This is a genomic window from Vibrio panuliri (assembly GCF_009938205.1).
GTDB classification, from domain to species: Bacteria; Pseudomonadota; Gammaproteobacteria; order Enterobacterales; family Vibrionaceae; genus Vibrio; species Vibrio panuliri.
Genome location: NZ_AP019654.1, coordinates 615,464 through 640,198 on the forward strand (window position 1 = coordinate 615,464; position 24,735 = coordinate 640,198).

The window sequence follows — 24,735 nt, forward strand, 5'->3', positions numbered from 1 at the left end:
TAACTAGCCATTTTATCGTTTGCTTGGTTTATTTAAAACCAGTTAAGAATACAAAATCGTGATGGATATCAATAGAAAACGTTATCGTGGATAATCTATTACTCATAATTGTGATGTACGCATTTGTTGCAAAAAGGATGATTTTTTGTGTTGAGGGGAAATTGCTGATGAACTTGATGGATACCCACTGTCATTTGGACCTAATGGTGCAAAAAGGCATCAATCTTGAACAGGCTCTCGTTGAGGCTACTCAGGCTGGTGTTGCGAAAATCATCGTTCCTGGGATTGATGCCAGTAATTGGGCGACGATTAAACAGTATGCCAAGAACCATGCAATGGTGGAGTGGGCGATCGGCATTCATCCGATGTTTGTCTCCGAAACAAGTGCCGATCAGTTGGTCGTAATGCGTGAGCGTTTAGAACAAGGAGAAACGTGCGTCGCGATTGGCGAATGTGGACTAGATTTTTACCATGGCCGCAATGACGAAGAACGGCAAACTTATGTGTTGATAGAGCAATTAAAGTTGGCGCAGCAATATCAATTACCAGTATTGCTGCATGTGAGAAAAGCGCACCAAGAGTTACTCAAACTGCTGAAAAAGTACCCATTAACTCGCGGCGGCATTGTGCACGGGTTTACGGGAAGCTATGAGCTTGGCATGCAGTATATACAGCAAGGGTTGTGTCTTGGAGTTGGAGGGTCAATTACATACCAACGGGCGCAAAAAACACGCGATGCGTTCGCTCGTTTCCCGCTTGAACGTCTTGTTTTTGAAACAGATGCGCCAGATATGCCACTTTATGGCTATCAAGGAGAGGTAAATCAGCCCAAATTTGCCAAAGATGTTCTATCTTCTTTTATATTGCTTCGAAATGAAACTGAGCAAACGATTACCCAAAAAACAGCAAAATCGGCCCGGAAAATGTTTGAAATTGGCTAATTTTTTATTAAGCAAATGCTAAATTAGCCATTTAAACGGTTGCGTTTTGTGATTGTTGTCTCAGTTGTTAATGTACATGTCGTGTTGTGTGGTAAAAAATGCGACTTGAGTACTATTTTTACTGGGCTTGATAAGTATAATCCACGACGCTTTTGAGCTCCACTTTGTAACACGCCAACAAATAACATAAGGAAGTCATAAACTATGAGCCTGTTTATGAGCCTAGTCGGTATGGTAGTGCTTCTTGCTATTGCATTTGCATTCTCATCTAACCGTAAAGCTATCAACTTAAGAACAGTGGGTGGCGCATTCGCTATCCAATTCGCACTTGGTGCATTTGTTCTTTACGTACCTTGGGGTCGCGACCTTTTAAACGGTTTCTCTCAAGGTGTATCTAACGTTATCAACTACGGTAACGATGGTATCTCTTTCCTATTCGGTGGTCTTGTTTCTGACAAGATGTTCGAAGTATTTGGTGGCGGCGGCTTTATCTTCGCGTTCCGTGTACTTCCAACACTGATTTTCTTCTCAGCACTTATTTCAGTTCTGTACTACCTAGGCGTTATGCAATGGGTTATCAAGATCCTTGGTGGCGGCTTGCAAAAAGCACTAGGTACATCACGCGCTGAATCTATGTCTGCAGCAGCTAACATTTTCGTAGGTCAAACAGAAGCACCACTTGTGGTTCGTCCGTTCGTACCTAAGATGACACAATCTGAGCTATTTGCAGTAATGTGTGGTGGTCTAGCATCAGTAGCTGGTGGTGTTCTAGCAGGTTACGCATCAATGGGTGTGCCACTAGAGTACCTAGTAGCAGCGTCATTTATGGCGGCACCAGGTGGTCTACTATTCGCGAAGATCCTTCACCCTGAAACTGACAAGCCTGAAGAAGATATTGAAGCGGCAATGGACGGTGGTGACGACAAGCCAACCAACGTTATCGACGCAGCAGCAGGCGGTGCGGCATCAGGTCTACAACTTGCACTTAACGTTGGTGCAATGCTAATTGCATTCGTTGGCCTAATCGCACTTGTGAACGGCATGCTAGGTGGTATTGGTGGCTGGTTCGGTATGCCTGAACTGACACTAGAACTTATCCTAGGTTACGCGTTCTCTCCACTAGCATTCCTAATCGGTGTGCCATGGGATGAAGCGATCGTTGCTGGTTCATTTATCGGTCAAAAACTGGTTATCAACGAGTTCGTAGCTTACTTGAACTTCACTCCATACATTGGTGAAACTGCTCAAGTTGTTGCTGAAACGGGCCAAGTAATGTCTCAGAAGACAGTTGCTATTATCTCGTTTGCTCTTTGTGGCTTTGCTAACCTATCGTCTATCGCGATTCTACTAGGTGGTCTAGGTAGCTTGGCTCCAAACCGTCGTGGTGATATCGCACGCATGGGTATGAAAGCGGTTCTTGCTGGTACATTATCTAACTTAATGGCAGCAACAATTGCAGGCTTCTGTCTAAGCCTTGCAGCTCTGTAATTAGAGTTAGCTTAATATAGACGCCATTTGAAATTATGCCCTGTAGCACTGATATGCTGCGGGGCATTTTTCGTTTTTAACCAGTATTCGTTTTTGCTTGAATGTCAGGTGTGAACTGCGATGAATACAGGGTTAAAGAATTTTGAGATACAAACCGTTTGCGCTCTATTTGCTACTACAGTTTTGCGCGGTTTCTTTATAAGGTAAGCGTCATTGATAGAATTTGGATTAAATTGCGTTCAAGTTAGCAATGAATTCTCACTAGCAGGTAAATGATTTACCTGACCCAGCATATAGAACAAGCCAATTGTGGCTTTATATGCTATTAAAGACACCGCAATCATAGATTGTTGTGCCATAGGCCAAACTGGTACTGTGCGGTGACAAGGATAGCAATTGGGGCAAATTCGCTATTTGCCGCCGAGTCTTCAAGGAACCAAGTCCGTTCATCAATAACTGTTTCTCTGCCTATACTCAGAGAGCAACAGAGACAGTCACATTTTTGAATATTGATCGGAGATAGAAATGAGCGATTTAAAAGCGGCAGCGTTACGTGCACTTAAACTAATGGACCTAACGACGCTAAATGACGACGACACAGATGCGAAAGTTATTTCACTTTGTCATGATGCGAAGACAGCAGTAGGTAACACAGCTGCTATCTGTATTTACCCTCGCTTTATTCCTATTGCTAAGAAGACACTTCGTGAGCAAGGTACGCCAGAAGTACGTATTGCTACTGTAACTAACTTCCCTCACGGTAACGACGATATCGAAATCGCAGTAGCGGAAACCAAAGCAGCAGTCGCATACGGTGCAGACGAAGTCGACGTAGTATTCCCTTACCGTGCTCTAATCGCAGGTAATGAAGAAGTTGGCTTTGAGCTAGTTAAGCAATGTAAAGCCGCTTGTGGTGACAGCGTTCTGCTTAAAGTCATCATCGAAACGGGTGAACTAAAAGAAGAAGCTCTAATTAAGAAAGCATCGCAAATCTGTATTGAAGCGGGTGCAGACTTTATTAAAACTTCAACGGGTAAAGTGCCAGTCAACGCAACACCAGAATACGCACGTATGATGCTAGAAGTTATTCGTGACATGAACGTAGCTGAAACTGTTGGTTTTAAACCAGCGGGTGGTGTACGTACAGCTGAAGATGCGCAAGCTTACCTAGCAATGGCTGATGAAATCCTAGGTGACAACTGGGTTGATGCTCGTCACTACCGTTTCGGTGCATCGAGCCTACTGACTAACCTTCTTAATACATTAGAAGTAACAGACGAGAAAGCGGATCCAGCCGCTTACTAATATACCCGTCATATTTGACGCTGCAGCGTTGTTGACTTCGTAAGTTCATCCTAATCACATAGTTATCTATGCTCATAGGAATGAACTTACTTGTCGCCTAGCTGCAACGCCAACTATTTAGGGTATGACTGACCAAATCAGTTTATGTCTGAATAAGATAGGTCGGCAGACGGCCGCCTTGTCTTGACCTCTTTACCTTACAACCTTACTCGCACGAGTATGGGAGGACCTAATGTATTTACCTCAAGAGATCATTCGTAAAAAGCGTGATGGCGAAGTACTCACCGCTGACGAAATTAACTTTTTTATCCAAGGTGTGGCTAACAATACCGTATCAGAAGGTCAAATTGCCGCATTCGCGATGACGATTTTCTTCAATGAAATGACGATGCCTGAGCGTATTGCTTTGACATGTGCGATGCGTGATTCTGGCATGGTGATTGATTGGAGCCATATGAACTTTGGCGGCCCGATTGTTGATAAACATTCAACGGGTGGTGTGGGCGATGTGACTTCACTGATGCTTGGCCCTATGGTGGCAGCATGTGGCGGCTTTGTACCAATGATTTCTGGACGTGGTCTAGGGCACACCGGCGGTACGCTTGATAAGCTTGAGTCGATCCCAGGCTACAACATTACCCCGACTAACGAAGTGTTTGGTCAGGTAACCAAAGACGCAGGTGTCGCGATTATCGGTCAAACCGGCGATCTTGCGCCAGCGGACAAACGTGTATACGCAACGCGTGATATTACTGCCACGGTAGACAACATCTCTCTGATTACAGCGTCAATTCTATCGAAGAAATTGGCGGCGGGGCTTGAATCACTCGTGATGGATGTAAAAGTAGGTTCTGGTGCATTTATGCCAACTTATGAAGCATCTGAAGAGCTTGCGAAATCGATCGTAGCCGTGGCAAATGGTGCTGGCACTAAGACGACTGCAATCCTAACTGATATGAACCAAGTATTGGCTTCTTCAGCGGGTAATGCAGTAGAAGTGCGTGAAGCTGTACGCTTCTTAACGGGTGAATACCGTAACCCACGCCTACTTGAAGTGACCTTGGCATCGTGTGCGGAAATGCTAGTTCTTGGTAAGCTGGCTGAAAACACAGAAGCGGCGAATGCTAAGTTGATGGAAGTATTAGACAACGGTAAAGCAGCTGAATGTTTCGGCAAGATGGTCGCGGGTCTTGGCGGTCCAGCTGATTTCGTTGAAAACTATGACAACTACCTAGAAAAAGCCGAAATTATTAAGCCAGTATTTGCTGAGCAGAGTGGTGTGGTTTCTGCCATGGATACTCGCGCGATCGGTATGGCTGTGGTTTCTATGGGTGGTGGTCGCCGCGTAGCGACAGACGCAATTGATTATGCAGTTGGTTTTGATGGCTTTATTCGTCTTGGCGAGATCGCGGATGACACTAAACCTCTCGCTGTTATTCACGCCCGTAATGAGCAGCAGTGGCAAGAAGCGGCGAACGCATTACGCAACGCGATCGTTATCGGTGGTGAGTACATGCCAACCCCTAACGTATACTGTCAAATCCGCGCTGAAGACGTGTAATTTTAACAAGGCCTGCTTTCATAATAACGATATCCAAGTGGGCCTGAGGAACGAGCAATGAAAAGAGCATTTATTTTAGTCCTAGACTCATTTGGTATCGGTGCGACTGCTGATGCTGATAAATTTGGTGATGTGGGTTCTGACACACTTGGTCATATTGCGGAGCAGTGTGATAAAGGACTTGCTGACAATGACCAACGCAGTGGTATGTTGAAACTGCCTAACCTGTCAAAACTTGGTTTGGCAATGGCGCACAAAGAATCAACTGGGCATTTCGCTCCAGGTTTGGACGCTGACGCTGAGATCATCGGTGCTTACGGTCATGCGGCAGAGCTTTCTTCTGGTAAAGATACTCCATCAGGCCACTGGGAAATTGCGGGTGTACCTGTGTTGTTTGATTGGGGGTACTTCACTGACAAATCGAACAGCTTCCCTAAAGAGCTTACCGATCGCATTCTTGCTCGTGCAGGTCTTGATGGTTTCCTAGGTAACTGCCACGCATCAGGAACACAAGTTCTGGATGATCTTGGTGAAGAACATATGCAAACAGGTCTGCCTATCTTCTATACTTCAGCAGACTCAGTTTTCCAAATCGCATGTCATGAAGAGACATTCGGTTTAGATCGCTTACTGGAATTGTGCCAAATCGCGCGCGAAGAGCTAGCCGACTACAACATTGGTCGAGTGATTGCGCGTCCATTTATTGGTGCTGGTAAAGGTCAGTTTGAGCGTACGGGTAACCGCCGCGACCTATCGGTTGAGCCGCCAGCTGCTACCGTGCTGCAAAAGCTAGCAGATGAGAAGCAGGGTGAAGTGGTATCGATCGGTAAGATTGCAGATATCTATGCGAACTGTGGCATCACTAAGAAAGTGAAAGCGACGGGTATTCCGGCGCTGTTTGAAGCGACGCTTGAGCAAATTAAAGCAGCAGGCGATAACACGATTGTGTTTACTAACTTTGTTGACTTTGATTCTGCCTACGGTCACCGCCGTGATGTGGCAGGCTATGCTGCGGCACTAGAATATTTCGATGGTCGCATCAACGAAGTACTAGAATTGATGCAAGAAGACGACATTCTGATCCTAACCGCTGACCACGGTTGTGATCCAACATGGCAAGGCACTGACCATACTCGTGAGCACATCCCGGTATTGGTTTACGGTCAAAAGATCCCAGCAGGTTCGCTTGGCCGTCGTGACTCTTTTGCGGATATTGGTCAGACGCTAGCAGAATATTTTGCTACATCACCAATGGATTACGGCAAGAGCTTCTTGTAAATTATGACAACCAAGTAGTCTTAACTACTGAGTCAATTGGTTATTTGGCGTCAATGCCGTTCATTTGGCGCCTTCTTCTATTTTGAAAAGGAAAATACGATGGCAACTCCACATATTAATGCTGAAATGGGCGCTTTTGCTGATGTAGTACTGATGCCGGGTGACCCGCTACGTGCTAAATACATTGCGGAAACCTTCCTAGAAGACGTTGTACAAGTATGTGATGTTCGTAATATGTTCGGTTACACAGGTACTTACAAAGGTCGTAAGATCTCTGTAATGGGTCACGGTATGGGTATTCCTTCATGCTCGATCTACGTGACTGAACTGATCAAAGACTTTGGTGTTAAGAAAGTGATTCGCGTGGGCAGCTGTGGTGCTGTAAACGAAGACATTAAAGTGCGCGATGTTGTGATCGGTATGGGTGCGTGTACTGACTCTAAAGTAAACCGTATTCGTTTCAAAGGTCATGACTTTGCAGCTATCGCGGATTACAAAATGGTTCGTGCAGCAGAAGAAGCAGCGAAAGCTCGTGGTATCGATGTAAAAGTGGGTAACCTATTCTCTGCAGAACTGTTCTACACACCAGATCCTGAAATGTTCGACGTAATGGACAAATACGGCATCGTGGGTGTTGAGATGGAAGCGGCGGGTATCTACGGCGTTGCTGCTGAATACGGCGCAAAAGCACTGACTATCTGTACTGTGTCTGACCACATCAAAACGGGTGAGCAAACCACTTCTGAAGAGCGTCAAAACACGTTCAACGAGATGATGCTTATCGCGCTAGACTCAGTACTACTTGGTGACGAAGAGTAATTGCCGATAAGAGCGCTGTGCAAAGAGAGCGGCGAGGTAAGAACGCTTTGCTGTGAGCGTTGATAGCGCTTTCATTGAGATTTGAAAAGGTTGGCTTAATCGCCAACCTTTTTTATACGCATACATATTGTTCAGCTGTCATTGTTGATATGAGTAGGTTTACGAAAAATTTGCCATTGTCGATATGAACAGCCCTATTAAAAAGTTGTCATTCTCGAGAGCGTAGCGAGTCGGGAATCTGGTTTTAGTTTGTCGGCGTAGTTGCTGAGAAAAGCAGATTCCCTGTCACGTGCTAACGCACGGCATAGAATGACAAAGTTAAGTTGAGGCGCTGTGTGGTAGGGCAGCTTTAACCCATACACTTTAATTGCCACTGTCGATATGAGTAGGTTTACGAAAAATTTGCCATTGTCGATATGAACAGCCCTATTAAAAAGTTGTCATTCTCGAGAGCGTAGCGAGTCGGGAATCTGGTTTTAGTTTGTCGGCGTAGTTGCTGAGAAAAGCAGATTCCCTGTCACGTGCTAACGCACGGCATGGAATGACAAAATTAAGTTGAAGCGCAGTGTGGAATGTCAGCGTTTCCGAATAGTCCAGCAATAAAAAAACCGGCTTGCGCCGGCTTTTCATTAACTCATCTCTTTTAGCAGTAAGTTCTCGCCTTTTACTTGTGGCTTGCGGCGAAGAATAAACGCCAATAAGAAACCGGCAATAAAGCTGACGCCAACCATCGAGTACATATAACGGTCACTCTTGCGGTAGTAGTGATCGGAAAACGCGGTTAACTGACCTGTTTCAAAGGTCATACGGATAAAGCCCACGATCACATTGTCATGCATAATCGGTTCAACTAACTGTTGGCGACCGATTCGTGCGGTCTCAAGCGGGGTATCCAGCCCTAATATTTCACGTACCGACTTAGCTTGATCACTGGAGGCTAAACGGATCCCTTCGGCATCGTAAATTGTGGCGTCAAACACCAACTTATCTTCAGCCAACTGGTTAGTGAGGTTAAGCAAACGTTCTTGGTCGGCATCGGCAATCATTGCGCCAGCGGAAAGAGATGCTTGTGAGATCAGCACCTTAGTTAATGTTTCCAACTGGTTTGCTTGGATTTGCTCATTACCCTTGGTAATTTTTACGCTGTTGATCGCAATCATGATGCCGCCAGCAATCAAAAATAAGATCACCAGTGCGCGAATCGCCATGCGAAATGAAAACAGAGAAGAGTCCATACGTTACCTTTCAAAGCTCACTACTCTATAGTTTGATGGTAGTGATATTTGGGCAAAAATCTATAGTTAATGTCTACACTGCGCATATTGAGACTTGCGCAACCAAATTGCAATAGGGTAACTTGGTTGGACATTTGAACGGAATCTTTTACATGGATATGTTGAAAAAATTGGCGATCAAACGCCGCACGACACTCTTAAATCGACTGCCGGAAGCCCAAGCGTCGACCAACTTTGACCGCACAAAGGCGGGCTGGATAGTGTTTGGTCATTATCTGCAACCACAACAATTCGAAGATATCGACTTTTTCACCGGAGACTACAACGCCATTGTTGATGTTTGGCAGGTGGGTGAGTATGAAGTGGCGTTGATGGCCGGAGAGTTGAATGGTGAGTTGGAGCAAATTCTCCAAGCGCTTGAGCTTGATTATGCCTCTTTGCGTGAGTTTCCTGATCTCACTAAGCCGGGATTGATGGTATTTGATATGGACTCCACTGCGATTCAGATTGAGTGTATTGATGAAATCGCCAAACTTGCGGGAGTGGGTGAAGAGGTCGCCGAAGTCACAGAGCGAGCAATGCAGGGTGAGTTGGACTTTGAGCAGAGTTTACGCCAGCGAGTTGGTAAGCTTGCAGGTGCTGATGCTGCCATTCTTGAACAAGTGAGACAGAGCCTGCCATTGATGCCAGACTTCCCAGAGCTTATCTATACGCTACAACAGTTTGGTTGGAAAACGGCGATCGCTTCTGGTGGCTTTACCTATTTTTCTGACTATCTGCAGCAGACATTGAGATTGGATTATGCGCAGTCTAATCAACTGGAGATTATCGACGGCAAGTTAACCGGACAGGTGCTGGGAGAGGTTGTTAGCGCGCAAACCAAAGCGGAAATTTTAGTTCACCTCGCCGATCAGTATGAGATTGAGCTGCACAACACTGTCGCGGTTGGTGATGGCGCGAATGATTTGGTGATGATGAGTGCTGCTGGGTTAGGTGTCGCCTACCATGCAAAACCTAAAGTAGAACAGCAGGCACAAGCGGCAGTGCGGTACGTCGGTTTAGGTGGGGTCTTGTGTATCTTGTCGGCTCAACTGCTTAAACAACAGAAGGTGAGCTTTAAGCCGCTACCTTAAACGTGAAGCGAGCGGTTAGTCGCTCGCTTCACGTTTGTCTTTATTGAGTTAGCTCGAGACGTATTAGGACTTCTTCCGTGACATCAATGTACTCACTGTAACCGACAATCGTGCAGATCTCTTTTTCTAAGCTTCGAGCTTGGTGCATGCTAATGGTGCTAAGCTCTTCCAAATCTTTGCGCAGTAACGCCGTAATGGGGTCGAAGACTGGTGCCGCACAAATTCGCAGAGCATGAAACTCGCCCATGTTCTGACTGTTCTTAATAAACTCAATACGCTCCTTGGTCGATTCAAACTCCGAGCACAGTTTCGCTTGCAGTGTTTGTAGGCGTGTGCCGAACTTAATGGCTGAGATATAAAGCTCTTGGGCTTGCGGTTTCGCGCCTTCAATTCGCTTCATTGGGGCGGCCAATAAGGTGGTGGTACGTCCTTTGTAAATGGTTTCGAGCGACAGGCGATTGTTTTTCCCAACTTTAGCAAAGAGTGCTAAGTGCGCAGGCAAAGGGTAGTTAACGCCAATCACTTTAGGTTTAAGGCTGTTACCTTTCTTTTCGACAAACAGAGGCGTACTGATCATTCGATCTAAGAGAATATTGTGCAAGTTCTCTAGCATCTCATGGCTTGGCAATGTCTCTTGAGTGGCGGTCAGTTTGGTTTGGTTGTGTTCGATAAGCTTGCCAAAAAACGCCATGGTTTTAATGGTCTGTACATTATCTTCAATCACTAACTGGACTCGCTTTCCGCCCGGACTGATACGAATGACTTTGTAAGGTACGTTATCCAGCGGCAAAGATTTGTCATACAGTTGCAACTCATTAAAGTTGATGCGACAGGTATCTCCAGCTTTTAGTTCGATGGGCGTGCTTAACGCTATATATAAACCATGTTTTGAGATATCCAGAGTGACGCCTGCCGCTTGTTGCTCGCCTGAGCTAATAAACAGCGGGGAGCGAAACTGATAACGTGGCTCTTTTCGACGGTTCTGCGCATCAAAGTAGAGGCTTACTGGCACATGGCTACAGTTACGTTTGTGGCGGAACTGGTTGAGTTCAGAGGTGCTCAGGCGAGGTTTCTCACTCAATAAGTAATCTTGTCCTGAGCAGGCATCGGAGATCTCTTGCAACATCGCAAAGTGAGTTAAACCTTGCGTGAGTTCGCTCGACTCTTGTGGTAAATCATCGAACAGCGCCCGTTCTTCATTACTTAACTCAAAAACAGAAATGCGGAAAACCTTCCAACTCTCTCGATGAGCACCAACGTGCCAAAACAATTGGCGTAACTCACGGCTTGCTTCGGGAATCATCATCGAGAAAAACAGATCTTTGCCAGCGTGCTGATGTTTAAAGGTGTAGAGCACGCTATTGCTCCCTCGCATACCCGGCTTGGTCATAAGTTCCATCCTTTCCGGACTGAACAAATTGCTTAGCGTCAGTTGGTTGCGTTCGTCATTCCAATATTGCCAAATGCTGTGGTTGTTCTCGGTCATCAGAACCAGTTTTAGTTCATGACCGCTAAAAAATATCGGTAAGTTGCAGGTATGTTTGAGGTAGTTGTGTTCATAACCTCTCGAACGAGCTCGAATCACTTTATCTTGATTGTCATGACGTGCCCGTTGGGTATCGTTTTGCAGACAATGCGTCATGATATCGTTGACCAACTCAACATCATCGACTTTGAGCACGCGCAGAAAGTTGACCGCGTCGTTTTCAAAAGACTCATCAATACCAACGATTCGGTAACTGACGTGTTGGCTTATGCCGGGGATCTTGCTGGTTCTTGCCAACTCAACAAAATGAATGGTGATCACTTCGCCCAGTTTATAGTCAAACGCTGACGGGACTTTGAACTTACCGCCAGAAGGAGAAATATCAACAGTAACCCCATGAACTAGTTGGTCACTTGATAGGTGAATAACGATTTGGGTTGCAAGCTTGAGGCGGTTTTCTTTACGTTTGAGATCGTACCCCATCACGATGGGTTCCGCGTTGAAGGTGATAGCGGTGTTGGTTAGGTCAGAACCTTGAGGTTTGCCTTTTTGGTTCATCACCTTAAAGCTATTACGTGTGTTACTTAAGGCTTCAAACACACCTTCGGTATAGCCATTAAACTTACGAACATTCTTGTGGTAGGTGTTAAACGCAACGTCATCTAACCAATGGATAATTCCGTCAAGTTCATACTCGCGACATTCACCTTTGACTCGACCACGAAGGTCAATAGAGCGATAGCAGGGGGTCATCAGTCGCTTTAATTCCATCTTAACCAAGATTTTAAGCGAAGGAGGCTCGCCATCCGTAACTTTGGACAGTAAGAGTTCAAAATCATCCGTTTTGTAGACCGGAATGAGTTTTTCTGCGATGGAGAGGACTTCAGTTTGCTGCATGCGATCCTAGCGAATGTTCCTTATCAAAAATGATATCGACCTTGATAAATAGATCTTTAGTGATATGTTACTGCGAATCAAGCCCATATCATGGCTTATTAGATAGCAACCATCACAAAATTCAATTGAGGTCACATGGCAAAAGCAAAACGCGCATACGTTTGTAATGATTGCGGCGCAGATTTCCCCCGCTGGCAAGGACAATGCAATGCTTGTGGAGCATGGAACACCATCAGTGAAGTTAGACTTGCAGCTTCACCGGCGGCTGCGCGAAATGAACGCCTAACCGGTTACGCTGGCGCTGTCACGGAGAGTCAAGTTCAGACCCTATCTGAGATTGATTTGCAGGAAGTACCACGCTTTACCAGCGGCTTTAAAGAGCTTGACCGTGTGCTCGGTGGTGGCGTTGTGCCGGGGGCGGCGATCTTGATTGGTGGTAGCCCAGGTGCTGGTAAATCGACGCTACTGCTACAAACGATGTGTTATTTGTCTGCCCAGATGCCAACACTGTATGTCACCGGTGAAGAATCCTTGCAACAAGTCGCGATGCGCGCCTCACGCTTAGGCTTACCCAAAGACAACCTGAAAATGCTGTCAGAAACGAATGTGGATCGCATTTGTCAGATTGCAGAGAAAGAGCAGCCAAAAATTATGGTGATCGACTCGATTCAGGTGATGCATGTGGCTGATGTTCAATCCTCGCCGGGTAGCGTGGCACAGGTGAGAGAATCGGCGACGGCACTCACTCGCTACGCCAAGCAGAATAATGTTGCGGTGTTTATCGTCGGTCATGTGACCAAAGATGGTACTTTGGCTGGCCCGAAAGTGCTTGAGCACATTATTGACTGTTCGGTACTACTTGATGGTGGAACAGACAGTCGATTTAGAACCTTACGTAGCCACAAAAACCGTTTTGGTGCGGTGAATGAACTGGGTGTGTTTGCCATGACAGGGCAAGGACTGCGTGAAGTGAGCAATCCGTCTGCGATTTTCCTCTCTCGAGGAGAAGAAGAGACCTCCGGCAGTTCGGTGATGGTTGTCTGGGAAGGAACGCGCCCGCTATTGGTCGAAATTCAAGCGCTGGTGGACTACTCACAGTTGGCGAATCCGCGTCGTGTTGCGGTGGGTCTTGAGCAAAACCGTCTGTCATTATTGCTAGCTGTTTTACACAAGCATGGCGGTCTACAAATGGCGGACCAAGATGTATTCGTCAACGTTGTTGGTGGGGTAAAAGTTACAGAGACCAGTGCCGACCTTGCACTTGTGATGGCACTATTATCTAGCTTTAGAGACCGACCGTTACCTAAAGATGTAGTGGTATTTGGTGAAGTGGGACTTGCCGGAGAGATTCGCCCTGTGCCAAGCGGACAAGAGCGCTTAAATGAGGCGTTTAAACATGGCTTTAAGAAAGCGATAGTTCCAGCCGCCAATATGCCAAAAGGCGGTATTGAAGGGATGCAAATACATGGGGTGAAGAAGCTATCTGAGGCTATTCAGGCTTTTGATGAGTTATAAAACTTAGATGTGACTCGTATTTTTGGTTAAACTTGCTGCAATTTTGTACGAATGCAAGCTGTTAATGCATAATGAGCCCCGTTGTTAACGGATGCGGTGCAAAGGGATATGTGGTTGCGTTGTTGGCTTGCTTTCGTGTTACTTTTCTCAAATGTGGCATATGGACACTTAGTTCCTCAGTATACTGTGGAGCAACCTGCTGCATGGTATCGAGGCGAGGCATGGACGTCAGAGCACTCTTTAGCTTCTTACCTTCAATCGCTCTCCCCACAAAAGAGTTTTGAACTGACGGGCGGCGAGCAGATCAGTGTGGTGAAGTTTCATGTATTGACCGCAGGTGACTTCGTGATTGATTTTCGCAACTCGGCGTTGATCGGCGAATATAAGCACCTGCTGTTTGACCAATTTGATAGTTTAGTTACGGTGCGACAGGGTGGAATCTGGCGCGATGATGTAAGTGACTATTTTCTCCGAAATGGTCAAAACATCTATCTTCGTCATGGTCACTATACGCTGATCACCTATCAACAATCCCAGTTTAATATTGCACCGCCTACGCCATTCGTGATCGATAAACATCATTATATTGAGCAGGTTAGGGTTGGTAATACCATCACATTAGTGGGGTTGGGGATTCTGATTGCGCTGTTTTTCTATTACTTAGTGCTTTCATTGGCTCGCTCGAACTTGGTGGATTTGATGTATGCCTTGTTTATACTGGGTAACTTAATCTTTAACGCGACTTCGTTATTAGCCGCCTCCCATTTACTTGGGAGTCGGTGGTTTGGCGGCGCTAGCTGGCCGATTTTATTCTCGAATATCGCTTATATCGTCTTTGTTCTTGCCTTATTGAAAGTGAGTAATCAGCGTAACCCGATACTTTGGAAGGTCGGCTGTTTGATCATCTCGCTGTTCTCTTTATTCATTGTTCTTTCATTTTGGCTACCCCATTATCAGAATGAGTTTAATCGTTTCTCTGTCGGAATCTTTCTCGCGTTCGGTATCTTGGTGGGCATACGACGAAGCTTGCAAGGTAACGTTATTGCTCGCCTTTACTTGTTAGCAAACTTAGGATTTGTTGTGCTCGGCGCGATTGCGATCTCTCAGGAGGAGATTCAAGGATTCCAGACTATTTACATGTCTCATATCGGTTTGCTGGCGGTTGCTTGTGAAGTTCTGTTGCTCTCCTTTGTTATTGCCTATCAAATGGTGCTGCTTGAAGCCGATAAAACTCGAGCACTCAAACAGGCGCAGGAGATGTTAACGATCGCTCAAACGGATCCGCTCACTCGCTTACCCAACCGCTATGCGATGGAAAAGCATCTGCTGACGGTCGGTAGAGAGTGCAGCTTTATTTATATTGATCTCGATGGTTTGAAATCCTGTAACGACCGTTATGGTCACGATATGGGTGACCGTTTGCTGATTGAGTTCAGCAAAAAGTTAACGCTCAATTTGCCACATTCATCGCGCCTATATCGAATTTCCGGGGATGAGTTTGGCATTATTTTCAGTAGCAACCTGACCGAGGAAGTTGAGGCTGCGATTGAGAGTGTTGAAGCGGATCTTAAACGCCAGTTTACGGCGAAAGTTGGTGTGAGTTTTGGTCGTGCGCAGTTTGCCGAGCACGCTCATTATCAAAAAGTAATTCAAGCCGCCGACGAGAATATGTATAGTAATAAAAAGCGCAAACAGAGTGCGACCGAATTATAACTGCTTGAGACTGAAATTAGCTCTTAGCGGAAGCAAGCGATTGGCAAGCCGACAGTTCCTTTGCTATTGCTGGTGGTTCTCATCTCGCTATCAAAGACCTCTTTCGGGGTAATTTGTCCATTTTGATAGCATTTACTGTGACAAGAAAAGTCTAAAAACGAAGAAATAATTGTCTCAAACGAGCGTTATTTTGACGGCAGAATAGTGAAACTTAGCTATTATTTGACAGAGTCATAGTGGCCTAAATATTTTTTTTCATCCAACTGCACGCAAGGGTATCAGTCTTGACAGAATGTGATATACTCTGCGCGCACTTTATACCTTATTAACAGAGTAAGACAATGACTGATTTATCAAAATACAGAAACATTGGTATTTTTGCTCACGTAGACGCGGGTAAAACTACCTCTACAGAGCGTATCCTTAAGCTAACTGGTAAAATCCACAAGATCGGTGACACACACGACGGTTCAACTACTACTGACTTCATGGAGCAGGAAGCTGAACGTGGTATCACAATCCAGTCTGCAGCTACTACTTGTTTCTGGAACGATCACCGCCTAAATATCATCGATACTCCTGGACACGTTGACTTCACAATCGAAGTTTACCGTTCTCTAAAAGTACTAGACGGTGGTATCGGTGTATTCTGTGGTTCAGGTGGTGTTGAGCCTCAGTCTGAAACTAACTGGCGTTACGCTGACGAATCTCACGTATCTCGTCTAATCTTCGTAAACAAACTAGACCGTATGGGTGCTGACTTCTACAAAGTTGTAGATCAAGTACAAAACGTTCTAGGTGCTACTCCACTAGTAATGACTCTACCTATCGGTATCGAAGACGACTTCTGTGGTGTTGTAGACGTACTAAGCCAAAAAGCTTACATTTGGGATGACTCAGGTCTTCCAGAGAACTACTCAGTTGAAGATATCCCAGCTGACCTAGTAGAAAAAGCGGCTGAATACCGTGAAATGCTAATCGAAACTGCAGTTGAGCAAGACGACGACCTAATGATGGCTTACATGGACGGCGAAGAGCCTTCTCTAGAAGACATCAAACGTTGTATCCGTAAAGGTACTCGTGACCTAGCGTTCTTCCCAACTTACTGTGGTTCAGCGTACAAGAACAAAGGTATCCAACTTGTTCTTGACGCAGTAGTTGATTACCTACCTTCTCCAACAGAAGTAGATCCTCAACCACTAACTAACCCAGAAACTGGTGAGCCAACTGGCGAATTCGCTACTGTATCTGCAGATGAGCCACTAAAAGCGCTTGCGTTCAAGATCATGGACGACCGCTTTGGTGCACTAACGTTCATCCGTATCTACGCTGGTAAGATGAAGAAGGGTGACACTATCCTTAACTCAGCTACTGGTAAGACTGAGCGTATCGGCCGTATGGTTGAGATGCACGCTAACGACCGTAACGAGATCGATTCAGCACAAGCTGGTGACATCATCGCGGTTGTTGGTATGAAGAACGTGAAGACTGGTCACACTCTATGTGATCCTAAGCACGAAGTTACTCTTGAGCCAATGATCTTCCCAGAACCAGTAATCTCTATCGCTGTTAAGCCTAAAGATAAGAACGGTTCTGAGAAAATGGGTATCGCGATCGGTAAAATGGTTGCAGAAGATCCATCATTCCAAGTTGAAACTGACGAAGATTCAGGCGAAACCATCCTTAAAGGTATGGGCGAACTTCACCTAGACATCAAAGTTGACATCCTGAAGCGTACTTACGGCGTTGAGCTAGAAGTAGGTGCTCCACAGGTAGCTTACCGTGAAACTATCACTCAAGCAGTTGAAGATAGCTACACGCATAAGAAACAGTCTGGTGGTTCAGGTCAGTTCGGTAAGATCGACTACCGCATCCGTCCAGGGGAACAAGGTTCAGGCTTCAAGTTCACTTCAACAGTTGTTGGTGGTAACGTTCCTAAAGAATTCTGGCCTGCAGTTGAGAAAGGTTTTGCTAGCATGATGGACCACGGTGTTCTAGCTGGCTTCCCAACTCTAGACGTAGAAGTTGAACTATTCGACGGTGGTTTCCACGCAGTTGACTCTTCAGCTATCGCTTACGAAATCGCTGCTAAAGGCGCATTCCGTCAGTCTATGCCTAAAGCTGGCGCGCAACTTCTTGAGCCAATCATGAAAGTTGACGTGTTCACTCCAGAAGACCACGTTGGTGACGTAATCGGTGACCTTAACCGTCGTCGCGGTATGATCAAAGATCAACAAGCTGGTACTACTGGCGTACGTATCAAGGGTGATGTACCTCTATCAGAAATGTTTGGTTACATCGGTACTCTACGTACTATGACTTCTGGCCGTGGTCAGTTCTCTATGGAATTCTCTCACTACAACCCATGTCCAAACAACGTGGCGGAGCAAGTGATTGCAGAAGTTAAAGAGCGTAACGCTAAGAAGTAATTCTTAAGTTAATTGCTTGAATTGAAAAGCCTCGCATTTGCGAGGCTTTTTTATTTGCCTGAATTAGGGGACGCTGGAGAATTTAAGGGCTTTATCAGGGTGTTCGAGTTATGCCTATTTCTGTTTGATCTCGTGTTTTAACCAAGTGGTAAACGCGTTGATGCGTTGTTTTCTGGCTGAATCTCGCAAGGTGAACAGATGAAACCGGATTCCCGGAGAGAGCGGCAAATCAAAAGGCTTCACTAATAACCCTCGCTCAATAAAATCCCCCGCTAGAGAGTCACTGGCTAAACAGGCTCCATGCCCTGCAACGACGGCGCTCATCGCCATATCAAACGTTCCCACTTCCATCCACTGTACCGTTTGTTTATCCATTGTGACATCGGCCTGAGCAAACCATTTGCTCCAGTCGATTTCAGAGTTATCAAAATGAATTAGCCAACAATCAAGTAGTTGTTTTGGTTCGATAAATGATGTTGATTGTGCGAGCATTGGCGAGCAAAAAGGGTAGATCGCTTCCTCAAGCAATAACTCTTGTTCAAGTCCCTCTAAAGCGGAGCAGGCATCTCCCTGCCAGATTGCCACGTCTACTTCACCGTGTTGAACATCCAAAGATTCACATGTGGTGATGATTCGAATTGGAATCCCCGGATGCTCAATAGAGAACTTCCACAACCTTGGTAAAAGCCAGCGAGAAGCAAAAGAAGGTGGGGCGCTAACTTTTAATACGCCTTCAAGCGGTTCTTGCTGGATTTTGTTTAACCCGCTTAGGATTTGCTCAAAGCCAGTTGAAACATGGCTAAGTAGCATTTCACCTTTTGCGGTGAGGAGCATGCTACGTCCCTTACGCACAAAGAGTTTACAGCTTAGTTCTTCTTCTAAGCGACGTATGGTTTGACTCACCGCGGCTTGGCTAACGCAGAGTTCATTTGCGGCTTTACTGTAGCTTTGTTGACGAGCGGCGACTTCAAAATAGCGCAGCGCGGCAAGATAACGTAATCGCTTATCCATCAATCTCACTTTTATCGTTAGTCAGCAGCGTCGGTTGACTCAATCATGGCTTGGTTTTCTATCATACTGAGCAAGATAGAGAAGAGGAAGGTGATGCGATAGGTTGCGAGTGTTACATGGCGATTTTAGGCGTGAGTCTATTTTCGAGCAAAAAGGGCGCAGTGCGCCCTTTCTGTCTTAGGTCGTTTTGCTACTGCTCCCACACCACCAGTTTATCTTTAGGCCAACTGGCTCCCACATCATGGTATTTTTTCTCAAGAACATGGCGTTTGATTTTGAGTGTTGGCGTTAGGATGCCATTTTCAATGCTCCAAGGGTCTTTGATCATTAACACCCCTTTGATCTGCTCATGAGATTCCAACTCTTGATTCATTCTTTTAATGACACGTTCACTAGTGCGTTCATAGCGTGCGCGGTCAAAATTAGGGAAATCATGTGGCACCACCAGTAAGATAGGAGCGGGTAGCCCAGAGCCAATTAAGCACATCATTTCAACGCGGCTGTATTCAAACAACTTCTTCTCAATGGGGACTGGGGCAACAAATTTGCCTTTGGCGGTTTTAAAGGTGTCTTTTTTACGCCCTTGGATAGTTAAGTAGCCTTCACTGTCCAAATAGCCAATATCGCCAGTATGCAGCCATCCTTCATCATCGAAGGTTTCTTGAGTCGCTTCATCATTTTTGTAGTAGCCAGAGAACAACCCTTTGCCTCTCACCATAATCTCTTCGTCGGCGGCGATTTTGAGTTCGATGCCTGGACCGGCATTCCCAACACTGCCAATTTTGTCGGCGCGGAATGGATAGTTGAGCGTGCTGTAAGCAAAAGACTCAGTCATTCCCCAAGCTTCGGTAATGTTCAGTCCGACGCTGTGATACCAAGCAAGTAGAGCCGGCGAGACTGGAGCGGAGCCACAGCCAAGTACGCGTGCTTGGTCCAACCCCAAACCTTCCGCCAGTTTCTTTTTAATCAATGAGTTCACAAACGGAATCTTGAGTAAGAAGTTGAGTTTCTTTTGCGGCAATTTATCTTGAATGCGCTGCTGGAAGAGTGTCCAAAGCCGCGGTACGGAGATAAACAGCGTTGGGCGTTGCATTTTCACGTCTTCAATAAAGGTGTCGAGCGATTCAGGGAAGGCGGTTTGTACGCCTCCCATTATCGATGAACCAAAGATATACACACGCTCGGTAATGTGTGCCAGCGGCAAGTAAGAGAAGAGGCGGTCATCATTCTCAATGCCGATATGATTAATCAGTTGTTGCGCTGACCATGAAAATGCTCCGTAAGTGAGCATTGCCCCTTTTGGTAACCCCGAGGTTCCTGAGGTGTAAACAATCGACATTAACTTGTCGTCATAGTGGATTGGTCGTTCTTCACTAGGGCTGGCATTTTGTATCAATTGATTAAACTGGTGCTGACAGTTTTTCGGTGCACTGTCATAGGGAAGACTGATGGTGATCAGTTCATCGAACTTATCAATAATCTGCTCTGTGGCAGCCGCATCATCTAGCTTACCTCCGATCAAAACTTTACTGCCACTGTGTGTCACGCAATGTTCTATGGTTTCAGCACCCGCGGTGGGAAACACAGGCACACTGATGTAGTCACCTAACATCATGGCAATATCGCAAATAAACCACTCAGCGCAGTTTTTAGAGATTAACGCCACTTTATCACCCGGCTGGACACCGAGTTCACGTAGTGCGGTGACAAGACGCAATGCTTTGTCTGCCACTTCCCCGTAGGTGTATTCGACAAACTGGCGGTTAATGATCTGCTTAAGATAAATCTCATTTGGGCGCTCAGCTGCCCATTTCAGGATCATTTCATTGGGTGGGGGTAAGGTGCATCCTTTTATTTTCAACTCGTGCGGCTGATTCATTGGTTAACTCCCTGTTATTAGTAGATAGTCCTTTCTGTCGTCGATATCTCCGTACAGTAGAGAGCGAACTGCAGGTACAACCTTATCGAGCCAGAAGGAAATGTTTTTGTTAACACAATGTTAACTTTAGCACGATGTGAGCTGGTAGGGAACAATATCGTAAAGAAGTGTGACCTAGTAATTTTGCCGATAAGCGCCTGGTGTCGTGCCGGTTTTCTTCTTAAATATGCGTGAGAAGTACGAGACGTCTTGATAACCACATGAGTAGGCGATGTAGGCGATTTTTGTATCGCTACTTGCAGCAAGCATTCGCTTGGCCATGTCAATTCTTTGATGGGTAACATAGTCACGGAAACACATGCCGACTTTTTTACTAAACACTTTAGAAAAATAGGTCACTGAGTAGTGACATAGAGCGGCTGCCGCCTCTTCACGAATCTCTTTTTGAATATTTTCTGAAACATAAAACAAGGCAGGGCTGATATCGATGTCAATTTCGCCTTCAAATGCTCTTAAGCCGGGGTGAGCGGAAAGATCCCAAAAGTAACTCACCTCTATTTTATTGAGCCACTCAAGAGCGGTTCTTGGGTTGAATTGATAAGTTTCCACAATCGAGGGCACGTCGAAGTTGGAGCAACCCAGTTCATTGGTATGAATAACGATGAGGTGTTTATCAAGATTCTTACACATTAGAACAGCGCTACTGAGGCATTGTTCATATTGGGGACGATAGAAGAAAAAACAGTATCGGACGGACTTCTCACTCAATATCGCGGTGTCTTGCTGACAGTCAACTACATCAAAACGCTTCTCTAACATCGCAATAAAGTAAGGCGGGCAATGCCTAACTGGTGCACCGAGCCAGTGAACAGTGGCTAAGTCTTTTTTCATTATAATTCTCCAGTTGTTCTTATAGTTTCCTCCTAGCCATAGCCTGACGAACTTGAAACCTTGGTTTTATTGTTTTCTAGGTGACAGATTGAATAGTTTGATCAGCAGTAATTACAAGAAGTTTAGACAATATTAAGAAAAGTGTGATCTTTTTAGCAGACAAGTATGAATTTACCGATGGCAAAAATGTACAACCAATTGGCAAAAAAGTCCTAACTTTAGAATTTCTTGGTGTCCTACTGTTAATTTACAGCACCGCGGAGACAACGCGAACTGTAGGAAAAACTTTGAGTTTATTTTGAGGACAGGGATATGAAAGCAATTCGCCATGAAATCCAAAAGTTTATTGAAGACGAAGAAGGTCTAACACTTTTAGAGTACATTTTGGGCGCTGCATTGATTGTAGCCGCACTACTTTCTATCGATTTCTGGGGCACACTCGCTGATAAGTTTGAGGATGTTGCTGATGAAATTGATGGCATCGAAGCCGATGGCGGCGACGGTGGTGATGGCGGCGGTGTCTAGACATCGTTAACTCGAAGCCATTGACTATGCAGATTGACATTCTTTTTGTTGCCTTCTGGAGCCTAATGCTTGTTATCGGGGTATCTGACGCCAAAAACCAACGTATCCCGAACAAGTTGGTAGTGTTGCTGTTTGTAGTTTCATGTGTCCATGTCTTTTCATACGGGACTACAGACGCAACCGATCATTTGACCGGTGCTTTTATCGCTTTTTGTGGTGCATTAGTTCTCTACTGGCGAAAGGCCATGGCAGCGGGTGATGTCAAATTGTTGTTTGTAATTGGCTTTTGGGTTGGGTTTGACCAGCTTTTACCAGTGTTAGCTGCAATCATTATGGCTGGTGGTGTCGTTAGTTGCTTTTATTTAGCGCAGTTTCTGGCTACATCACAGCTTTCTTTGCAGCAAAATCTGCAAGGCTATTACTACTATCGCACCACCTATAAGTTTAGTCACCGAACCAAACTTGTCATTCCTTTTGCGCCCGCAATCGTCATAGGGTTAGCAAGCTACTACTACTTGTATTAACGAAACTTCAGGAGGAAGTGATGGGATCATCTCTAGCTAATGAACTGGTGCCGCAAGTATCGCCTCCGAAAGTTCCGGCAAATACCAAGGAGCTTGGAATTCCCGCCAGTGTGGTTGAGAACTTGTTGCTCAAGCATTTAGCCGCTTATCCGAAAAGTGACCTAATTGAGCTAACGCAGTGCTTAGGGGTTGTTTCGCAAATTGTTGAAGATACGCTTGTCCAGCTGCGTAATCGCAACCTTGTCACTGTGTTTCAGCCTACAACAGACTTTTCAACCAGTGTGTATTCTGATGTCCGCTATGGTTTGACTGAACTTGGTATTGCTGAAGCTGACATAGCGTACCGTAAAGATGCTTACCTAGGACCCGTTCCGATTGCACTAGAGAGTTATATTGAAGTGGTTAAAGCGCAAGATATTCGTGTTCAACCAATTACTCGCAATGATGTGGAAAGAGCGCTTTCAGACGTTTATGGCTCGGAATATTTGGTGCCCATTTTGGGGCCTGCGATTAACTCTGGTCGAGCGTTGTTGCTCTATGGTCATGCTGGTACAGGTAAGAGCTTCGTTGCATCTAAAGTGTTAAATGCGCTCAGTACGTCGGTGTTTATCCCTTACGCAGTTTACGCAGATGGAAATGTCATTCGTGTGTATTCGCCCCAGCATCATTTGCGCTTGGACAATATTCATCAAGAGACATTTGCCAGCTTAAGTCGCCATTATGATAAACGCTGGGTGCTGTGTGAACGACCAAATATTCAAGTTGGTGGTGAACTAACTATGGAGATGCTAGAGGTCAACCATAATGAGCATAACCGAGTGTGGAATGCGCCGTTACAGATGATGGCGAACAATGGCATTTTGGTGATTGATGACCTAGGGCGACAAAGTATGCCTGTCGAAGCGTTGTTAAATCGCTGGATTGTGCCAATGGAATACATGGTCGACCATCTTGGTTTGCCTAATGGGCAACAGATCAGCGTGCCATTCTACTTAACATTAGCGTTCTCTTCCAACCTTCCCCCGAGCTCGATCGCGGATCCGGCCTTTTTGCGCCGTATTGGTTACAAAATCGAATTTTCACCTTTGGATAAGCAAGATTACATCGATCTGTGGCAAGAAGTGGCGGAGCAAAGAGAACTCACGCTTTGTACGTCTTTTTTTGAGGTGGTGTTTGAACTTCATCAAGCGCATCAAGTCGGTTTCTATCCTTGTTTGCCGAAAGATTTGTTAGGTATCAGCCGTGACATTTTAGTGTTCGAAGAGAAAGAAAAAATAGTGTCTCCAACCATCTTACGCGCGGCTTGGGGATTGTACTTCACCATTGATTGAAAGGGAGATTTCGTCTTATGAGCCGGAGTCAAATTTTAATGTTATTGCTCCTATCAGTGGTATTTGGATTGGGAGCTGTATATGTCGCAAAGCGCTGGATGGATACTCAAGCGCAGCCGACGGTTGAACTTGAACAGGTTGAACGGCACCCCGTCCTTATTGCTGCCAATGAATTGGAGCCAGGGACAGTACTTGAAGAAAAGCACTTTACTACCAAACAAATGGAAGTGGACTGGATCAAAGAAGAGACGCTTAAGTCTGCGGATCAGGCCATTGGTAAGATTGTTGCAACGACCATTTACGCGGGCGAGATGGTGAATCCAAATCGTTTAGCGTTGCCGGGTGAAGGGGCAACGTTAGCGGCCTTAATTCCAGAAAACAAACGCGCGGTAACCATTCGAGTCAATGATGTTATTGGTGTCGCGGGTTTTCTATTACCTGGGAACAAAGTCGATGTGCTAAATACCATCAGTTCGCGGGGTAATTATGCCAATACGCGTACCATACTCAAAAATATCAAGGTTCTCGCCGTAGACCAGACAGCCAAGACCAATGATAACAAACCAGTGATCGTTCGTGCGGTGACATTGGAAGTGACCCCAAAAGAGGCTGAAAAACTACTCACGGAAAACAGTAAGGGGGATATTCAACTCGCCCTACGCAATCCTCATGAAGTGGATCAGCCGGTAGTGGCGAAGCGTAGAGCTCCTGCGCCAAGTGTGACCGTAATTAAAGGAACTCAGGCTTCTAAAGTCCGAGTGAGCAATTAGGTGA

At 45.6% G+C, this 24,735-nt stretch carries 19 protein-coding genes; 14 read left to right on the forward strand and 5 right to left on the reverse strand.

The window, feature by feature from the left end:
- Positions 1-167 precede the first annotated feature (167 nt).
- The 6 genes from GZK95_RS02860 to deoD all read left to right on the forward strand — a co-directional run bounded on the left by GZK95_RS02860 (position 168) and on the right by deoD (position 7,392).
- Positions 168-941, forward strand: coding sequence for a TatD family hydrolase (locus GZK95_RS02860; RefSeq protein ID WP_075715316.1), 774 nt, complete (start codon positions 168-170; stop codon positions 939-941).
- Positions 942-1,145: 204 nt separating this feature from the next.
- On the forward strand, positions 1,146-2,429 hold the full coding sequence (locus GZK95_RS02865; protein ID WP_075709969.1) for a NupC/NupG family nucleoside CNT transporter: 1,284 nt from the start codon (positions 1,146-1,148) through the stop codon (positions 2,427-2,429).
- 525 nt (positions 2,430-2,954) lie between these two features.
- On the forward strand, positions 2,955-3,734 hold the full coding sequence (gene deoC, locus GZK95_RS02870) for a deoxyribose-phosphate aldolase (RefSeq protein ID WP_075709971.1): 780 nt from the start codon (positions 2,955-2,957) through the stop codon (positions 3,732-3,734).
- Positions 3,735-3,966: 232 nt separating this feature from the next.
- The gene (deoA, locus tag GZK95_RS02875) at positions 3,967-5,295 is read left to right on the forward strand and encodes a thymidine phosphorylase (RefSeq protein WP_075715314.1); all 1,329 of its coding nucleotides are present in this window, start codon (positions 3,967-3,969) and stop codon (positions 5,293-5,295) included.
- A 57-nt stretch (positions 5,296-5,352) separates the two neighbouring features.
- Entirely contained in the window at positions 5,353-6,573 is a 1,221-nt protein-coding gene (locus GZK95_RS02880; RefSeq protein WP_075715313.1) for a phosphopentomutase, read from the forward strand.
- A 99-nt stretch (positions 6,574-6,672) separates the two neighbouring features.
- On the forward strand, positions 6,673-7,392 hold the full coding sequence (gene deoD / locus GZK95_RS02885; protein ID WP_075651285.1) for a purine-nucleoside phosphorylase: 720 nt from the start codon (positions 6,673-6,675) through the stop codon (positions 7,390-7,392).
- Between the two features lie 629 nt (positions 7,393-8,021).
- Here the strand turns inward: deoD and GZK95_RS02890 are convergent.
- Positions 8,022-8,627, reverse strand: a complete 606-nt coding sequence (locus GZK95_RS02890) for a YtjB family periplasmic protein (RefSeq protein ID WP_075709977.1) — start codon at positions 8,625-8,627, stop codon at positions 8,022-8,024.
- Between the two features lie 152 nt (positions 8,628-8,779).
- Here GZK95_RS02890 and serB point away from each other — a divergent pair, with 152 nt between their 5' ends.
- Complete coding sequence (gene serB / locus GZK95_RS02895; protein WP_075715311.1) at positions 8,780-9,760, forward strand: phosphoserine phosphatase; 981 nt, start codon at positions 8,780-8,782, stop codon at positions 9,758-9,760.
- Positions 9,761-9,800: 40 nt separating this feature from the next.
- On the opposite strand, the gene GZK95_RS02900 is transcribed toward serB, so the two are convergent.
- Entirely contained in the window at positions 9,801-12,143 is a 2,343-nt protein-coding gene (locus tag GZK95_RS02900) for a PilZ domain-containing protein (protein ID WP_075715310.1), read from the reverse strand.
- A gap of 135 nt (positions 12,144-12,278) precedes the next feature.
- Between GZK95_RS02900 and radA the strand changes: the two genes are divergently transcribed.
- The 3 genes from radA to fusA all read left to right on the forward strand — a co-directional run bounded on the left by radA (position 12,279) and on the right by fusA (position 17,800).
- On the forward strand, positions 12,279-13,658 hold the full coding sequence (radA, locus tag GZK95_RS02905; protein ID WP_075709983.1) for a DNA repair protein RadA: 1,380 nt from the start codon (positions 12,279-12,281) through the stop codon (positions 13,656-13,658).
- A 108-nt stretch (positions 13,659-13,766) separates the two neighbouring features.
- On the forward strand, positions 13,767-15,371 hold the full coding sequence (locus GZK95_RS02910; RefSeq protein WP_083626236.1) for a GGDEF domain-containing protein: 1,605 nt from the start codon (positions 13,767-13,769) through the stop codon (positions 15,369-15,371).
- Positions 15,372-15,712: 341 nt separating this feature from the next.
- Entirely contained in the window at positions 15,713-17,800 is a 2,088-nt protein-coding gene (gene fusA, locus GZK95_RS02915; protein ID WP_075715309.1) for an elongation factor G, read from the forward strand.
- Positions 17,801-17,914: 114 nt separating this feature from the next.
- Here fusA and GZK95_RS02920 read toward each other — a convergent pair whose 3' ends face one another.
- From GZK95_RS02920 to GZK95_RS02930, 3 genes are all read right to left on the reverse strand, one after another.
- Positions 17,915-18,811: a LysR substrate-binding domain-containing protein gene (locus GZK95_RS02920; protein ID WP_075715308.1), complete on the reverse strand. Its 897-nt coding sequence runs from the start codon at positions 18,809-18,811 to the stop codon at positions 17,915-17,917.
- Between the two features lie 190 nt (positions 18,812-19,001).
- Positions 19,002-20,690, reverse strand: coding sequence for an AMP-binding protein (locus GZK95_RS02925; RefSeq protein WP_075715307.1), 1,689 nt, complete (start codon positions 20,688-20,690; stop codon positions 19,002-19,004).
- A 174-nt stretch (positions 20,691-20,864) separates the two neighbouring features.
- Entirely contained in the window at positions 20,865-21,581 is a 717-nt protein-coding gene (locus GZK95_RS02930; protein ID WP_075715306.1) for a helix-turn-helix domain-containing protein, read from the reverse strand.
- Between the two features lie 312 nt (positions 21,582-21,893).
- Here GZK95_RS02930 and GZK95_RS02935 point away from each other — a divergent pair, with 312 nt between their 5' ends.
- Genes GZK95_RS02935 through cpaB form a run of 4 tightly spaced genes read left to right on the forward strand, consistent with a single transcriptional unit; the run spans position 21,894 to position 24,731 of the window.
- Entirely contained in the window at positions 21,894-22,106 is a 213-nt protein-coding gene (locus GZK95_RS02935; RefSeq protein WP_075709993.1) for a Flp family type IVb pilin, read from the forward strand.
- A gap of 26 nt (positions 22,107-22,132) precedes the next feature.
- Positions 22,133-22,630 carry an A24 family peptidase gene (locus tag GZK95_RS02940; protein ID WP_225624002.1) on the forward strand — a complete coding sequence of 166 codons (498 nt, stop codon included), beginning with the start codon at positions 22,133-22,135 and terminating at the stop codon, positions 22,628-22,630.
- A 20-nt stretch (positions 22,631-22,650) separates the two neighbouring features.
- Entirely contained in the window at positions 22,651-23,961 is a 1,311-nt protein-coding gene (locus GZK95_RS02945; RefSeq protein ID WP_075715304.1) for an AAA family ATPase, read from the forward strand.
- 17 nt (positions 23,962-23,978) lie between these two features.
- A complete protein-coding gene (gene cpaB / locus GZK95_RS02950) occupies positions 23,979-24,731 on the forward strand; it encodes a Flp pilus assembly protein CpaB (RefSeq protein ID WP_075709999.1) in 753 nt (250 codons plus the stop codon).
- Positions 24,732-24,735: the final 4 nt, after the last annotated feature.

What these genes read in the sequence shown, in the direction of transcription:
- GZK95_RS02865 (WP_075709969.1), top strand. Translation starts at nt 1,146, where the DNA reads ATGAGCCTGTTTATGAGCCTAGTCGGTATGGTAGTGCTTCTTGCTATT.
- GZK95_RS02880 (WP_075715313.1), top strand. Translation starts at nt 5,353, where the DNA reads ATGAAAAGAGCATTTATTTTAGTCCTAGACTCATTTGGTATCGGTGCG.
- fusA (WP_075715309.1), top strand. Translation starts at nt 15,713, where the DNA reads ATGACTGATTTATCAAAATACAGAAACATTGGTATTTTTGCTCACGTA.
- deoC (WP_075709971.1), top strand. Translation starts at nt 2,955, where the DNA reads ATGAGCGATTTAAAAGCGGCAGCGTTACGTGCACTTAAACTAATGGAC.
- GZK95_RS02890 (WP_075709977.1), bottom strand. Translation starts at nt 8,627, where the DNA reads ATGGACTCTTCTCTGTTTTCATTTCGCATGGCGATTCGCGCACTGGTG.
- GZK95_RS02935 (WP_075709993.1), top strand. Translation starts at nt 21,894, where the DNA reads ATGAAAGCAATTCGCCATGAAATCCAAAAGTTTATTGAAGACGAAGAA.
- GZK95_RS02920 (WP_075715308.1), bottom strand. Translation starts at nt 18,811, where the DNA reads ATGGATAAGCGATTACGTTATCTTGCCGCGCTGCGCTATTTTGAAGTC.
- radA (WP_075709983.1), top strand. Translation starts at nt 12,279, where the DNA reads ATGGCAAAAGCAAAACGCGCATACGTTTGTAATGATTGCGGCGCAGAT.
- cpaB (WP_075709999.1), top strand. Translation starts at nt 23,979, where the DNA reads ATGAGCCGGAGTCAAATTTTAATGTTATTGCTCCTATCAGTGGTATTT.
- deoA (WP_075715314.1), top strand. Translation starts at nt 3,967, where the DNA reads ATGTATTTACCTCAAGAGATCATTCGTAAAAAGCGTGATGGCGAAGTA.
- deoD (WP_075651285.1), top strand. Translation starts at nt 6,673, where the DNA reads ATGGCAACTCCACATATTAATGCTGAAATGGGCGCTTTTGCTGATGTA.
- GZK95_RS02945 (WP_075715304.1), top strand. Translation starts at nt 22,651, where the DNA reads ATGGGATCATCTCTAGCTAATGAACTGGTGCCGCAAGTATCGCCTCCG.
- GZK95_RS02925 (WP_075715307.1), bottom strand. Translation starts at nt 20,690, where the DNA reads ATGAATCAGCCGCACGAGTTGAAAATAAAAGGATGCACCTTACCCCCA.
- GZK95_RS02860 (WP_075715316.1), top strand. Translation starts at nt 168, where the DNA reads ATGAACTTGATGGATACCCACTGTCATTTGGACCTAATGGTGCAAAAA.
- GZK95_RS02910 (WP_083626236.1), top strand. Translation starts at nt 13,767, where the DNA reads ATGTGGTTGCGTTGTTGGCTTGCTTTCGTGTTACTTTTCTCAAATGTG.
- serB (WP_075715311.1), top strand. Translation starts at nt 8,780, where the DNA reads ATGGATATGTTGAAAAAATTGGCGATCAAACGCCGCACGACACTCTTA.
- GZK95_RS02900 (WP_075715310.1), bottom strand. Translation starts at nt 12,143, where the DNA reads ATGCAGCAAACTGAAGTCCTCTCCATCGCAGAAAAACTCATTCCGGTC.
- GZK95_RS02940 (WP_225624002.1), top strand. Translation starts at nt 22,133, where the DNA reads ATGCAGATTGACATTCTTTTTGTTGCCTTCTGGAGCCTAATGCTTGTT.
- GZK95_RS02930 (WP_075715306.1), bottom strand. Translation starts at nt 21,581, where the DNA reads ATGAAAAAAGACTTAGCCACTGTTCACTGGCTCGGTGCACCAGTTAGG.